The sequence below is a fragment of the Salipaludibacillus aurantiacus genome, assembly GCF_900111295.1.
Lineage (GTDB): Bacteria > Bacillota > Bacilli > Bacillales > Salisediminibacteriaceae > Salipaludibacillus > Salipaludibacillus aurantiacus.
Map to the genome: position 1 here is coordinate 229,885 of NZ_FOGT01000003.1, position 13,679 is coordinate 243,563.

Genomic DNA, 13,679 nt, shown 5'->3' on the forward strand with positions numbered 1-13,679 from the left:
TCGGCGTTTTCACAGGACGTGAAGGGCTTAGCCGAAGCTCCTAATGACCTATGTGGCACTTATGCCTGTGGTGTAAGCCATGGTCTGGAGTGAACCGGCAAATTAAGCTTCCCCAAATATAAAAAATACCGGCTCCAGCCTCATTAAATTTGAGACTGCAAGCCGGATCCGTCATCTTTTTTAGGTATGACCATTATGAAGACTACCCCGTCTTCTTCATTTCTTACTTTAGGATACCCTCCGTGAAGTTCGCAAATTCTTTTCACGATAGCAAGCCCCAATCCAAATTGTCCCTTGTTCCCTTTTCTGAATGGGGTAAATAAATGATCCAGTTCGTCTTCAGGTATTTTTTCGCCATTGTTCTTAACTTCAATATGAACGTAATTATCGTCTATATCTTCAGCTCTCATTTCAATTTCATCTACCGCATAGCGCAACGCATTTTCTACTAAGTTTTCCATAAGCACACGCATCTGTTCTTTATCCGCATACAACATTGTCTGGTCTCCCTGGACAGAAATTGACACACCGTCCCTGGCCAGACGGAACCTTTCTTCTACATGGTAAGCAATTGAACCAAAAGGAAATTCCGACATTTCCATCGGAGCTTCTTTTAGTGAATCAAGCTTTGTATAATAGAGCATATTTTTCACTCGTTTTTCCATCCGGTTTGATTCTTCTATAATAACATCCATCGTTTTTTCCATGTTATCTTTCGGCATGATCCCGTCTTTTACAGACTGTGCATAACTTTTAACCACCATAATAGGCGTTTTAAGTTCATGGGAGGCGTGTTGGATAAACGTTTTTTGAGCAGAATCGTACTTAATTAAGTTCTGCCTCATTTCTTCAAACTGGTTGGACAGCTTTTCGAAATCTTCATCACCTTCCCAGTGAAAGGGCTCCTTCCAGTTGCGCTCAGCAATTTGCTCAAAATGGTTTCCTAAGCTGGTAAGAGGAGACTTTAAATAATACTTCAGCCAGAATGCGGGTACTAAGCTCATGAGACTGGCAAAAAGCATGATGTAACTGAGTCGGCCCCAAAGCCTGTTAACCATCTGATCGCGGTAAGTGTCCCACATGTATGAAATATGGTACATTTCGCCGCCAGTCGTATAGACTTTATAGACAACATAAAATAGAGTTGCTTCATTATAAGTAAGTTCGTATCTTCCCCTGCGGGTCATCTGATTTTGAGCCCTGTCTCCCATTTCCCTTAATACTTCACTGGGAACAGGATCCCCCTCAATTGTACCGAATTGATTCATTAAGAAAAAATGAAATACAGACCGTTCCGCTTCCCGCCTTTCTATAAAATCCAGTTCAGATTGAGGCGGAGCGATATACTCACCGGAAGGGTTTGCAAAACGGGTCTGTTCCTGTTCAATAATACGGTACGTTTCTTCAGTCAGAGTGCTTTTCAAAGAAATAGGATATATAATTCCAATGAGCAAAGCCACCATCAAAAGAATAGAAATAAAAGAAAACCAGATTCGCTGGGTTAAGTTCAACCTGATCATGAAGAGAGAACCCTGTACCCATAACCATATAATGTTTCAACATGGATACGTGGAAGTTTTTTTCTTACGCGCCGGACCACGTCATCCACTGCACGCTCTGAACCGAAATAGTCAGCGCCCCAAACGTATTCAATAATAGTTTCTCTTGATAATGCGTTCCCCAGATTAGAAGTAAGAAGAATGACAAGATCCATTTCTTTTGTAGTTAATTCAATTGGTTCTTCCCCATCGTACACTGTTCGTGATTTTGGATCGACCAGATACCCGTTTAAATCAATAGCATCTTCTTCCTGAACTTCCGGTGGATACACTCTGTCCAGAAGTTTTTTTGCTCTTATAAGCAATTCCTCAGGCAAAAAAGGTTTCGCAAGATAATCATCACTGCCCAACTCCAGTCCAAGCACCCTGTCCAGATCTTTATCACGAGCGGAAATAAATATAACCGGAGTATCCGCTTCACTCTTAATTGATTTTAATAGCTGGTAACCATCCATTCCGGGAAGCATTATATCCAGAATCCATAAATGCGGCGGGTTTTGAATTTCGTTATAGGCTTCTCTGCCGTCAGTAAAATGTTTAACTTTCCAACCTTCTTTTTCCATATAAGCTTTGATGACTTCACCTAAGTTTTCCTCATCTTCAACTAAATAAACTAGAAACTCACCCATGTGATCATCCCTTTTATAATTAATTTTCTCTTTAATCTCTGTTTCCATCTGCCCCTTTGAATGAAAGTTATATATACTGTGTAGTTATTTTGGCCTGTGCAAAAATGAAGGGCATCACGTTTAGTTTAATATAAAACTAATAAAAAATGAAACGGAACGACATTTTTACACACAATTCAGTATTGCTCCTCAAATTTCAGATCATTTAAGTAAAGCACGGGTAAATGAGGAGATGTCTCTTTAAATTCATCCCTTAGATGGTTATGGCAAGTAAAGAAAAATATTTGTCTTTCCTGAGCGATCGTATGCAGCATCCTTATTACTTTTTTTCTTCTGTTTTTATCCATATTGACTAACGTTTCGTCCATAAACAGAGGAAAAGCGGTCTTCGCCTTATCTTCAATCGCGAGCCCTAAGCGCAAAGATAAATAGAGCAATTCACCTGTTCCCCTGCTCAATTCAGCAGGATCAAACCTTTGTCCATCAGATCTTTCAACAATAAACCGTTCTTCCCCGAGCGGAGCAAATAAAAATAGGTAAGAGCCGGAAGTGAGCTCCCGAAAGATGCTCTGTGCCCGCTTCATTACTTTTGGCTGACGTTCTTTTTCATAAATCTCTTTTACTTTACGAATCATATGCTGGCTTGTTTTTAAAACTGCCCACTCTTTAGCCCATTCATTCAACTTCTCTTTCATACTGATATAGCGCTGCTGAAGCTCCTCATACGTCCCCCTTTCTTCCATTTCTTTCATCTCGTTTATTGATTCTGTTTTCTCAGTTATAAGATCATTCTTGTCTTCTTCTAAAACAGCCGCTCGTCCAAGAAGCCTTTCCTGCTCTCCTGTTTCATCAATGTCTTCTTGAAGGACCGCCCTAATCAAGCCTTCTCTTTCAGTGGCAACAGGTATAATTGCTGTTATTTGAAGCCATAAATCGTTCATACGGTCATATGCCTGCTGCTGGTTATCATAAAGTTTGGCTTTCGCCCTGAAATCCTCTTCTTTTTCAACTCCTGCATGTTCAAAAAGCTTCATTTTTTTATTATTTATGAGGTCTCTTTCCCGCTTTGCTTTTATTAGAGCCTCTTCACGGTATTTAATCTTTTCTGTTAACTGCTGAATATTTTCTTTTAGTGCATTTTGATCCTCTACGTATATTTTTAACGCCCTGATTTCCTCATCAGCCGGCTGGCTGTCTTTTCGTCCAAGCGAAGAAACACTTAAGCGAAAGAGCCATTGCTCATACTTTTCAAGTTCATTTATTAAAGACCGGTGTTTATCTGCAATTACCCGGTGATGGGCATCAAGACTTTTCCATTCTTTAACGTCATTTAGAAGGCTGTCGTAATAAAGAATATCTTTTCCTTGAGGTAAGGATGCTTCTTCCTGCCATCCTGCAAGTTCCTCTTCTGCCTGCTTCCACTCTTCGTGCAACTCCTCCCACTCTTCTTCCCATTGTTCAATTTGACGTTTTATAAATATGAGTCTCTGTTCAAGGGTCCCTATCCGCATGTTTCTTTCTTTATGATTGGCAAGAAGGTTCTCAATTTCTTCTTTATTTGAGCTGCGGGAAGATTGAATTTCTTCTTCGATTTTCTTAACTTTTCTTGCAAGCTCTTCTTTTTCAGCAGGCATGGGACTGGAGCCTTCTCTTTTTCGAATGGAAAATATTAAGTAAGCCCCTGTACCTGCAGTTAAAAATAAAAAGGTAAGAATTACAGCAGGAGATGCTGTAAAGAAAGAGATTACTGCCGCAATCAGCAAGATCAGACTCGTACCAGCTAACTGTTTGATTTTTAAAGTTTCTTTAAGTCTGACTTTCTTTTCTTCATTTTCCAGCCATTCAATCTGATCTTTCAGTAACTTTTTCTCCGTAGTTAAGGCACCGGGATGATTCTTTAAAGCTACTGTTTCCTCAAACTCTTTCACTTTGTCTTCGTCCAGCAAAAATGTTTTCTCAGTTTCCAGCTGATCTGTGACGGTATTTTTTTCTTTTTGCTGTTTTTTTTCTTCTTCAACAAGCTTTGTTTCTTTCGTCATTAATGTATGCCATTTTTTCTTCAGCCGGTCAAATTTCTCAGTGATATACGTATTAACCGATGCGTTATTAAACGCCTTATCAGTCAGCTGCCACTCTTCTGTAAAATTCGATTTTTGATTAATAAGGGATTTTTCTTCAAACTTCAGCTGTTTCACTTCTTCTTTTGTTTTCTTATAAACCGGATACATTTCAAACGTTTCTGACAGTTCGCGTGCCAAATCGTCTGTTATAGAAACTTCCGGCAGCTTACTGCGCTCGCTTATTAACTTCTTAACGGCCTCTTCCTCATGATCCAACTGAACTTCTTTTTCTTCAAGCTGATTATTTATCTCTTTAAGACGATAGATGCCTTCAGCCGGAAAAGTTATTTTCTCGTCCTTATTAGCAGATTCTTTTAAGGCAAACCACTCGTGGACCAGCGGAGATAAAGAAATTCTTTTGTCCAGTTCCCGGACCTGCTGTTGAATAGTTTTTTGCTCCGTATGTATTTTGTTGATTTTCTTTTCTTTATCTGCCGCGGCAATTTGTAAATAAGAATATTTATCTAACCGCGTTTCCCACTCCTGGAGAGACCGTTTCACTCGTGAAATATCTTCAGCAAGAGCATTAATATCTGTTTTCTTCCCTTTAGGTTTGAAAAGCCTGTCTGTTTCCTGCTGGACTGTTTTTTCCAGTTTTGACAGGCGTGAAGCACCGGACATTCCCGCGTCATATAAATACCGGTTCAGTTCTTCTGGATTTAAATTCTTCATTTCCTGAAGACCATCTAAGTCAAAATGAAAAATGCCCTTAAAACTGCCGGCATCCAGGCCTTTAAGTAGCTTTTCCAGCTCCCGTTCATCTCCTGTCCTTCCATCAGCATACTGGACGGTAACTTTTCCTTTTTGCTTCCTGCCTGCCACACGTTCAATAAAAATATTTTCATAAGGCGGAAGATCAATCAGGGCAGCCCCTCCATACCTCTCTGTCTCACGGGGGTGATACTGCCCTTCCCTTTTGGGAGGAAATCCAAAAAAGAGGGCATAAATAAAGGCCATTAATGTTGATTTTCCGGATTCATTGTCACCATATATCACCGACATTCCTGAAGGGAAATCCCATTCACAGTCGACCCACTTTCCGAAACCGTAAATTTTTATCTTTTTTATTTGCACTAATATTCCCTCTCTTCCAATAAAGCTGATAAAATGAGTGTTTCTGCTTTTTCTATAATTTCCTCTTCAAGTTCCCCAGTTATTTCATCTATAAAAGGACGTATTTTTCTATGGTCTGTTAAAGGGGATAATATGTTTGTCCATTCCCCGTCGTATTTTAAGGAATCTCCTGTCCGGACCACATCTCCCAGTAAATTATCCTGCGTCTTCCATTGGTCTTTTTTTAACGGAGGAGAAGAACGGACTTTGACACGGTCAACCCAGGTTTTCTCGCTGGAATACTCTTCATTTAAAAAAGCAACGACCTCTTCCCTGCTTTTTTTATCAGACAACTGATCGTGAAGATCCCCGACACCGGTAATATGCAAGACTAATACGTACTTTTTATGGTCAGGCAAACGGTCAATCTGATTATTAATTGCTTCAGTCAGATGGTCTATATTTCGAAGTCCGTCAATTGGCACGCGGATATTTTCCCACCTGACAGGTGCTGTATCAATAAACTCTAAATGTGTTTTCTGTTTTGATAATTCTACATACATCGCCCCTTTAGGGCCTTCTTCCTTTCTGTGTGCTCCCTGTATATTGCCCGGGTACACAACGGCAGGATCTTTTTTGAGAATCTGCTGTTTATGGACATGGCCAAGTGCCCAATAATTAAACGATTTTTCTACGAGCTCTTTTAACGTGAAAGGAGCGTATGGATCATGGCCTTCCTGTCCTTGCTCCTGGCCATGAAGCATGCCTATATGATAGGCGTCTTCATCGTCAATTTTATTATAAAAGGGCAAAGGGTTTTCTGTATAAGCAGCTTGCGGGTAACTGAAACCGTAAATAACTGCTTTTTCACCGCCCGCTGTATGGCAAACGGTATGGGATACTTCTGTTGAAAAAATATGTACATTGTCGGGCATTTCCACCATTTCCTTGTTGCCGAAAACCGGATCGTGGTTGCCATGTATAACGAATAAGGGTATATTATTGGCCTTCAGCAGCTCTGCCTGCTTCTTAAAAAACCACTGTGCTCTTATAGCACGGTCTTTCTGGTCATAAATATCCCCGCTCACAATAATAAAATCTGTTTTTCTTTTGATTGCTTCCTGAACGATAGCCTTAAAAGAAGTATAAGCAGATTCTACTGCCTCTTCTGTAAATTTCTCATTCATATCAAGAGCCGTTTTGAATGAGCGGCCTAAATGAAGGTCTGCACAATGTATAAAACGAATCATTCTTATTCCTCCTTTTATAATCAAATTATAACACAAAGCGAATAAACGTTCGCCGGAGATAAACGTGCGAAAGCCTGCCTCTGATGTAAAAAAGCTGCCAAAGATCTTCAGAAAAAAAAGACTCAATAATTATTGAGTCACCGCCCCTTATATCGATATGTGAGTTATTTAAAAGTAAGGCAGAACGGATAAAGCGGTTAACGCAGCCAGAGGCAAGATCAGCCTTTGGAAACGCCGCGGGCGGTAATAGAAAGGAGAATAATAACCATAAGGCGGGAAAGACGGATAAGGCGTATAAGGAAATCCGTAAGTTTGGTAGCCTGGGAAAAACTGGCGGGTCTGTCCCCCTTCATAATCTCCTTCGAAACCGCCTTCATATCCATACCTGAACCCCTCCTCTCCATGCGAAGCACCCGTATGCATTTCTCCTCCCATGGGTACGGCAAAAGATACATTTTCATTATCTATAGATTCTATTATTGCATCAAATTGATGGCCGTCCTTAGTTGTTACCAGTACATAACGGTGTTTATGATTTTCACAGAGCTTTTTCATTTCCTGGGCATTCATTACATCGCCTCCTTTACTGCCCAGTTTATTCACCAGAGAGTTAAACGTGACAAAAACCCAAAAATAGGTAAGAATGGTAGTTTTATCTGGAGAAGCCCCTCTAAACTCTTTAACTAAATAAATAACTTTAAAAAAAGAGGAATCTTTTTGAATAAAAAGACATTTCATAGTAAAATGAATATGTATTCATTTCTTGAAGGGAGCTGCTCTAAGATGGCCAAATATTTTTTAACTGCATACAGTAAATCAGGTGAGCATCTGCTGAATGAAATAATTGAAGCAGATTCTGACAATGAAGCCTCGGATAAAGGTAAAGAAAGACTTGATGCTGAGAGCTTAAGCGCTAATCCCAGCCGTGTTGTCCGGTCATCGGGAGGACTTGTACACTTTCACCCATAACAAAAATGAAGCAGGCCTTTTGAACAGGCCTGCTTCATTGCCGGTTTATTTGAACTAAATTGTGTAAAAGGTACCGGTTATTTTGCTGAGTAAATATCCCTCTTCATTATGAATTACGCATTCTGCAAATTGTACTTGTTTGCCTTTTTTAATAAAATAGGCTTTTGCTTCTAATTCTCCTGATTTGACAGATCTGAGAAACTGCGTTTTTAACTCTAAAGACACTGATGGTCTGTCTTGAAATGCGGCGCATAAATGACCCATCGCCGTATCAGCCATATATGTAATTATCCCGCCATGAATATAACCGACCGGGTTGTACATTATTTCTGATATTGGAGCTTTTATTTTCACTTCTTCATTCTCTTCACCATACTCGAATGAAAAATCAAGCATGGAATATAAAAACAGTTGCGGCGTGCCATCTTCGTGGTCATTTAAAGCCTGTTCAAACCGTTCCCTCATTTTTTGTTTATCCATTAGTTCCCCTCCCTCTGTTTGTTCTTTTTATTATACCTTCTTTAGAGACATAATCAGCGATAAAAAGTAAAAACCTGTCTGCTTAATTTGAAAGTTAATAATAAAAGACATTCGGACACTATGTGTCCGGATGCCTTTTGGTTACTATTCTTTTCACCGGGCTTACCCCTCCCGCCAATCACATCGTCAACGCAGCGGAAGTTCCTCCCATGTTGGACATCCGCCTTGGGAAGAACGGGAAGGACGGTTCATGCAAATAAATGGTTACTTTCGTCATGAAAATACTAAGATCCCTCTGCAAATTTCCTGTAAATTAATCAGTGAATAGCTCATTGGTGTGGTGTTTCTATTCTGAGCTGCTTTCTGAATACCTCTTTCACCATATAGGCGACACCGCTCTGATCATTAGAACGAGTAATCCAGTCTGCTGACGCTTTAACTTCTTCAGGGGCGTCTCCCATTGCTACCCCCAGCCCTGCCTGGGAAACCATATCCCTGTCCCTCATATCCGCTCCTACGGCTACGATTTCGTATGGAGCTATCCCCAGCCTGGAGGCAAGATTTTGAAGAGCGAGTGCTTTAGAGGCACTCTCATGGTTAATAAACAGTTCCTCTTTTCCGCCTGGCGTGATACGGATTCCTGTAACGGACTCTTCCAATTCTTCTAAAGCATCCCTTCGCTCTCTTTTATTCCAGAATTCAGCACGGATATTCAACACACTCAAAGGCTGGTCAATAAGACGGTGGCTTGGTGACTCAACATAATGCACAGGATAAAACAAGGGGTCTGTCAACTGAAGGTTCACTCTCGAAATCAGCTGGGCTTTTTGTCTTGTTTTATTTGCAATGACGTATTTTTCGTGAAAAAGTTTAAAGTGGCAATGGTAATTCTCCAGAATATCTACTACCTGATAAACAGTTTCTGCTCCTATTCTTCTTTCGAAAACCGGCTCTTTCACATGTGAGGCCAGAAAAGAGCCATTATGTGTGATAAGGTAAGGATCGGAAAGTTTGAGAGATTTCGCTACTTTTCTAGCAGATATAAATGACCTCCCTGTTGCAAGCGTAATGTAAACTCCTTTATTTTTTACGTATTCGACTGCTTCTTTCGTTTCTTTTGTTAATCGATGATTCGACTTTAACAGGGTGTCATCGATGTCTAACGCAAGTAAGCGGTATGCCATGGTTGTCAGCCCCCTAATTCCATTGATTGGTACTATATATGAGCAGGGACAAGGGATTAGAACAGAAAAGCGACCCGGATTACTCCGGATCGCTTCGTTCTTTATTAATTATTCACCTTGCTGCTGGTCAACTCCATAAAGTTCTTCAAGAGGCTGTGTAATAATTTTGTTTAATTCGCCAACAAGCTGGCTCATCTTTTGTTCTTCTTCCATAAGCTTAGAAATCACTTCATGCTGCTGAACAAGTTCAAATTGCTTTTGAGCATTTTGGATTTCTTCTTCCGTAATCTGTTCACCTTGCATTTGTTTTTGCTGAAGTTCCATTTGAACCTGGCGGAAATTATCAAGCATTCTCTTAGCTACTTCATCTCCATTAACTTCGTTGTGCAAGTCACGAAGTTTTGTAAACTCTTCGCTTTCTTTTAATTCTCTTGCCAGTTCATTTGCTTTATCGTATGGGTTTGCCATGTGTAATGTCCTCCTTCAGTATTTTACGTGCGTTTCTGTCAAAAATTCATTTGTTACAGCGCACATATCTGGACTCTTAGAAGACTATAACATGAATTAATTATGAATTCATCCTGCACAGCCATTTTAAATGAAAAAAAGAACAATTATACCCTGGACAAAACCAACGAGAGCCCCAATTATTCCTCCGAGCACCGCAATCATTTTTAATTCCCTGTTTGCGATCAATAAAAGCATATGCTCCAGTCTGGAGAGGGGAAACTGGTTTACTTCGTCTTTTACAATATCACGAATCCCTATTTTTTTAATCATTGACTTAATATAGCGGGATAAGATCGTAGACGCAGAAGCCATAAAAGTTGGAAGAAGCGTCTCCCTTATGACTGACTCATACTTCCCGCTCCAGGCACTTAGCGGCTTGCTCCATTCCCCAATCACAGGTGCTTGTCCTACCACCTGTTCAGTAAATATATGAACTTTTTCTTCAATCATTTCATCAGTAATAAATTCTGATGGTGCTTTAGAAACGGCAGCTTTCCACTCATTATGCAGAAGATGTGTCAGAAGCTGTTTCGTATGCGGCTGCCTTAAAAAACGAAGGAGCTCTTTCGTGATAGCAGAAGACAAAGAAAAACGGCTCGCCATTCTGCCAAACATGCTGGTAAAGCTTCCTTTAGATTCGAAAAAACGATCAATCATCGCGTCAATCTGTCTTCTGCCTTCCTCTGAGAGCAGATATGTTTCGGTTTTCTTAAGAATATTTTCAGCTACGTCCGGTATTTTGGATTCGAGTTTCTTCTGCCAGGCTAAAGGTGCCCATTCTTTAACAGGTCTGTCTTTATATTCATAGATCCATGCCGTCAGTTTTGCTTTCATGCCTTTTTCAATAGACATTCTGACTGTTTTCATCTGATCTTTTTTTTCCAGGTTTATTTCAATCCACTCATCCAGGGTCCGTTCATCCTGCAGGAGTTCTTTTATTCCATTGGAAAGTCTGTCTTCTATTTCCCGAAGCAGTACCCCGTCTTTAAGTCTTGCCTGTATCCCTTCAGGGGTTACTAAATGCTCTTCAACTGTTTTACCTAAACTGTCTGCTATTTCTTGTCTCCTTTTAGGAATCAGCCCCGGAGTGAACGGTAAACGGAAAGAACCTAAATATACCGGCTTATAAGGACGAAACAGCATACGTATAGCTATAACATTGGTGCCTCCTCCGATAATAGCGCCGATTAAAACTAGTATAGTTAATAAGATAATGGCATTGCCCATAACGATCCTCCATTACTCACTGGTCGTTTTTGTTAGTGTCTATTTTTGGTTACTTTTCTTATGTGCTATGGTACATTCATTCCCAAAATAATAATAAACCAATCTCCCTTTCTTTCATGCGTTTTCCCTTCATGGTAACATATAACTAATATATGCTATCAAAACAGGAGGGGCTAAGTTTGCTTACTCATTTTCAATTAAAAGAGATAAAGAATAATATGATTAATCAGGAATGGGAATTCTCTTTTTACTATAAAAAAACCCGTTACCGGGGTAAATACTATAAAAACGGGGATATTAAATGGCTCTCCCCCTCATCTCTTGCCGAAGAAGAAGAGAAATTTCTCTCTTCTTGCGTCCATGACCTTATGCTTTACCACGTCTATGAAGATCATTAAAATTAAACCGATGAAAGGACCTGCCAACCATGTTTGACCGCTTACTCAGTTATTACTCGCATGCACTGTCTGACGGCAATCTGCCGGCAGAGCACAAACTCACTCTCAATTTTCCTGATCAGAGCCAAATAATTCTTGATAAGTCTCAACTTTCTTCTGAAGAGACCGCTCTCTTAAAAGCACTTTTTGACGGGGAAGAGTCACCGCTGCTTCCTGTTAGTTATCATGACCGGTTTGTCTTTGAATGGCTCATTGAAGAGAGAAACGTTAATACGGAAGAACTGATCAATATTTTCTCTCCTCCTGTAAGGCTGATCCATTTTAATGTGTATGGAGAACTCGGAGAAAAGGAGGGTTTTTCGGAGGCTTTACAAGGTTTATTCCCAGTTACTAAATCCCTTCTGTGGAAAAGTCCAACTGAGGGAATCCTCATACAGCAAATAGACGCTGAATTTGAAGAAGAACTCTCAATAAAATCAATTATTGATACGATTACCACTGATTTTTTTATAAAAATATCTTTTTACATCGGCTCTCCGATAACAGACCTGCCTCTTCTTAAAGAAAGGTATGAATGGGAGAAAAGTATTTATAACAGTGTAAGAGCTGACTTCCCTAAAAAGAATTACTTCTATGAGCAGGAAATATTAATTTACTACCTGTTACATAACCTGCCTGGTGCTTCAACCGAAAAGATGAAAAAAATGCTGGCTCCAGTCCAGGATGACCAGGAACTGATTGATACTGTGAAAACTTATCTGGAGTGTAATTTGAATACCACCCTGGCTGCAAAAAAGATGTTTATGCATCGCAACACTCTTCAGTACAGGGTAGATAAATTTATTGAAAAGACGTCTATCGATATTAAACAATTCCCTAATGCCGTGGCTGTGTATGTGATATTAGCTGCCATAGACCCCCATTAACCCGGATGGACTTGGGGCTGCACGGAGACACCTTCAGCCTGTCTCACCTTTAAAAGAACGGCTGGTTTATTTTCATAAAACCTTTCTCAATCCGCAGAAACTGAAATCGTTTGCAGAAGTGCACAAAAACGGTTTCTTTTTTTTGTGCACTTTGTCAATAGAAGTGAAAACCCTTTCGCGATATACTGTGGTCAGTTAATTAATTACTTGAAGCAATTCATTCAGGAGGTTGTAATAATGGCAGATATTAAATTTGAAAGTCTATACAAAATTTATGACGGTGATGTACAAGCAGTTACAGATTTTAATCTGGATATCGAAGACAAAGAATTTATCGTTTTCGTCGGCCCATCCGGTTGTGGTAAGTCAACCACTTTACGTATGGTTGCAGGCCTGGAAGACATCTCAAAAGGTTCCTTATTCATAGGAGAAGATAAAGTAAATGATGTCGCCCCTAAAGACCGGGACATTGCCATGGTTTTCCAAAACTATGCTCTTTATCCGCATATGAATGTATATGAAAATATGGCATTTGGTTTAAAACTGAGAAAGTTTAAAAAGGAAGATATTGACGAGAGGGTAAGAGAAGCTGCGCGTATCCTGGGGCTGACTGAAATGCTTGACCGGAAACCGAAAGCGATGTCGGGCGGACAGCGTCAACGTGTCGCATTAGGCCGGGCGATCGTCCGAAACCCTAAAGTATTCTTAATGGACGAGCCGTTATCAAACCTGGATGCGAAACTGCGTGTTCAAATGCGTTCAGAGATCATTAAGCTGCACCACCGTCTACAAACAACAACAATCTACGTGACCCACGATCAGACTGAAGCGATGACTATGGCTTCCCGTATTGTCGTTATGAAAGACGGATATATCCAGCAAGTAGGGGCGCCTAAGGATATTTATGACTATCCTGAGAATGTATTCGTCGGCGGATTTATCGGATCCCCTGCCATGAACTTCCTCAATGGTACATTAAAAGACGGAAACTTCTATCTGGGAGAATTCCCGGTAAAAGTGCCTGAAGGAAAGCTGAAAATGCTCCAAAAATACAATAACAAAGAATTAATTTTAGGCATACGTCCTGAAGATATTCATGATGAGCCAGTATTCCTTGATGCTTCTGAAAACTCTAAGTTTACAGCTACTATTGATGTTGCGGAGCTTATGGGTGCTGAATCTTACCTTTACTCAAAAGTAAATGATCAGGATTTCATTGCACGGGTTGATTCCCGAACAGACGTCTCAAGCGGTAAAAAGCTGGAGTTGGCTTTCGATATGAATAAAGCTCATTTCTTTGATCCTGACGATGAACAACGTATCCGCTAATTAATTTTGACTTTAATTTAAGGCTTAGTTAATCTGTTAGGCCCC

Annotated in this window: 13 protein-coding genes; 4 read left to right on the forward strand and 9 right to left on the reverse strand. The window is 40.1% G+C overall.

Annotated elements, in window-relative coordinates:
* Nucleotides 1-143 precede the first annotated feature (143 nt).
* The 5 genes from BMW59_RS05020 to BMW59_RS05040 all read right to left on the reverse strand — a co-directional run bounded on the left by BMW59_RS05020 (nucleotide 144) and on the right by BMW59_RS05040 (nucleotide 7,181).
* Nucleotides 144-1,520 carry a sensor histidine kinase gene (locus tag BMW59_RS05020; RefSeq protein ID WP_093048167.1) on the reverse strand — a complete coding sequence of 459 codons (1,377 nt, stop codon included), beginning with the start codon at nucleotides 1,518-1,520 and terminating at the stop codon, nucleotides 144-146.
* The gene (locus BMW59_RS05025; RefSeq protein ID WP_093048529.1) at nucleotides 1,517-2,188 is read right to left on the reverse strand and encodes a response regulator transcription factor; all 672 of its coding nucleotides are present in this window, start codon (nucleotides 2,186-2,188) and stop codon (nucleotides 1,517-1,519) included. The genes BMW59_RS05020 and BMW59_RS05025 overlap by 4 nt, the downstream gene beginning before the upstream one ends.
* A gap of 176 nt (nucleotides 2,189-2,364) precedes the next feature.
* Nucleotides 2,365-5,382 (reverse strand): ATP-binding protein, encoded by a 3,018-nt coding sequence (locus BMW59_RS05030; protein WP_177174187.1) that lies wholly within the window; start codon nucleotides 5,380-5,382, stop codon nucleotides 2,365-2,367.
* Nucleotides 5,382-6,611 (reverse strand): metallophosphoesterase family protein, encoded by a 1,230-nt coding sequence (locus tag BMW59_RS05035; RefSeq protein ID WP_093048173.1) that lies wholly within the window; start codon nucleotides 6,609-6,611, stop codon nucleotides 5,382-5,384. The genes BMW59_RS05030 and BMW59_RS05035 overlap by 1 nt, the downstream gene beginning before the upstream one ends.
* 168 nt (nucleotides 6,612-6,779) lie before the next feature.
* Nucleotides 6,780-7,181, reverse strand: a complete 402-nt coding sequence (locus tag BMW59_RS05040) for a hypothetical protein (protein ID WP_093048532.1) — start codon at nucleotides 7,179-7,181, stop codon at nucleotides 6,780-6,782.
* Nucleotides 7,182-7,394: 213 nt separating this feature from the next.
* On the opposite strand from BMW59_RS05040, the gene BMW59_RS05045 reads away from it, so the two are divergent.
* Nucleotides 7,395-7,580: a YhzD family protein gene (locus tag BMW59_RS05045; protein ID WP_093048535.1), complete on the forward strand. Its 186-nt coding sequence runs from the start codon at nucleotides 7,395-7,397 to the stop codon at nucleotides 7,578-7,580.
* Nucleotides 7,581-7,634: 54 nt separating this feature from the next.
* Here the strand turns inward: BMW59_RS05045 and BMW59_RS05050 are convergent, their stop codons facing one another.
* The 4 genes from BMW59_RS05050 to BMW59_RS05065 form a co-directional block, all read right to left on the reverse strand.
* The gene (locus BMW59_RS05050) at nucleotides 7,635-8,060 is read right to left on the reverse strand and encodes a PaaI family thioesterase (RefSeq protein WP_093048176.1); all 426 of its coding nucleotides are present in this window, start codon (nucleotides 8,058-8,060) and stop codon (nucleotides 7,635-7,637) included.
* Nucleotides 8,061-8,389: 329 nt separating this feature from the next.
* A complete protein-coding gene (locus BMW59_RS05055) occupies nucleotides 8,390-9,244 on the reverse strand; it encodes an HAD family hydrolase (RefSeq protein ID WP_093048179.1) in 855 nt (284 codons plus the stop codon).
* 108 nt (nucleotides 9,245-9,352) lie between these two features.
* Nucleotides 9,353-9,712, reverse strand: a complete 360-nt coding sequence (locus BMW59_RS05060) for a YlbF/YmcA family competence regulator (protein WP_093048182.1) — start codon at nucleotides 9,710-9,712, stop codon at nucleotides 9,353-9,355.
* Between the two features lie 126 nt (nucleotides 9,713-9,838).
* Nucleotides 9,839-10,981, reverse strand: coding sequence for a DUF445 domain-containing protein (locus tag BMW59_RS05065; protein WP_093048185.1), 1,143 nt, complete (start codon nucleotides 10,979-10,981; stop codon nucleotides 9,839-9,841).
* Between the two features lie 179 nt (nucleotides 10,982-11,160).
* Here BMW59_RS05065 and BMW59_RS05070 point away from each other — a divergent pair, with 179 nt between their 5' ends.
* The 3 genes from BMW59_RS05070 to BMW59_RS05080 all read left to right on the forward strand — a co-directional run bounded on the left by BMW59_RS05070 (nucleotide 11,161) and on the right by BMW59_RS05080 (nucleotide 13,634).
* Nucleotides 11,161-11,379, forward strand: coding sequence for a DUF5342 family protein (locus tag BMW59_RS05070; protein WP_093048188.1), 219 nt, complete (start codon nucleotides 11,161-11,163; stop codon nucleotides 11,377-11,379).
* A 29-nt stretch (nucleotides 11,380-11,408) separates the two neighbouring features.
* Nucleotides 11,409-12,305: a PucR family transcriptional regulator gene (locus tag BMW59_RS05075; protein ID WP_093048191.1), complete on the forward strand. Its 897-nt coding sequence runs from the start codon at nucleotides 11,409-11,411 to the stop codon at nucleotides 12,303-12,305.
* 237 nt (nucleotides 12,306-12,542) lie between these two features.
* Complete coding sequence (locus BMW59_RS05080) at nucleotides 12,543-13,634, forward strand: ABC transporter ATP-binding protein (protein WP_093048194.1); 1,092 nt, start codon at nucleotides 12,543-12,545, stop codon at nucleotides 13,632-13,634.
* The last annotated feature ends 45 nt before the right edge of the window (nucleotides 13,635-13,679 follow it).

Bases quoted from the DNA above. Each gene is read 5' to 3' on its own strand.
- BMW59_RS05020 (WP_093048167.1), bottom strand. From the start codon at position 1,520: ATGATCAGGTTGAACTTAACCCAGCGAATCTGGTTTTCTTTTATTTCT.
- BMW59_RS05025 (WP_093048529.1), bottom strand. From the start codon at position 2,188: ATGGGTGAGTTTCTAGTTTATTTAGTTGAAGATGAGGAAAACTTAGGT.
- BMW59_RS05035 (WP_093048173.1), bottom strand. From the start codon at position 6,611: ATGATTCGTTTTATACATTGTGCAGACCTTCATTTAGGCCGCTCATTC.
- BMW59_RS05040 (WP_093048532.1), bottom strand. From the start codon at position 7,181: ATGAATGCCCAGGAAATGAAAAAGCTCTGTGAAAATCATAAACACCGT.
- BMW59_RS05045 (WP_093048535.1), top strand. From the start codon at position 7,395: ATGGCCAAATATTTTTTAACTGCATACAGTAAATCAGGTGAGCATCTG.
- BMW59_RS05050 (WP_093048176.1), bottom strand. From the start codon at position 8,060: ATGGATAAACAAAAAATGAGGGAACGGTTTGAACAGGCTTTAAATGAC.
- BMW59_RS05055 (WP_093048179.1), bottom strand. From the start codon at position 9,244: ATGGCATACCGCTTACTTGCGTTAGACATCGATGACACCCTGTTAAAG.
- BMW59_RS05060 (WP_093048182.1), bottom strand. From the start codon at position 9,712: ATGGCAAACCCATACGATAAAGCAAATGAACTGGCAAGAGAATTAAAA.
- BMW59_RS05065 (WP_093048185.1), bottom strand. From the start codon at position 10,981: ATGGGCAATGCCATTATCTTATTAACTATACTAGTTTTAATCGGCGCT.
- BMW59_RS05075 (WP_093048191.1), top strand. From the start codon at position 11,409: ATGTTTGACCGCTTACTCAGTTATTACTCGCATGCACTGTCTGACGGC.
- BMW59_RS05080 (WP_093048194.1), top strand. From the start codon at position 12,543: ATGGCAGATATTAAATTTGAAAGTCTATACAAAATTTATGACGGTGAT.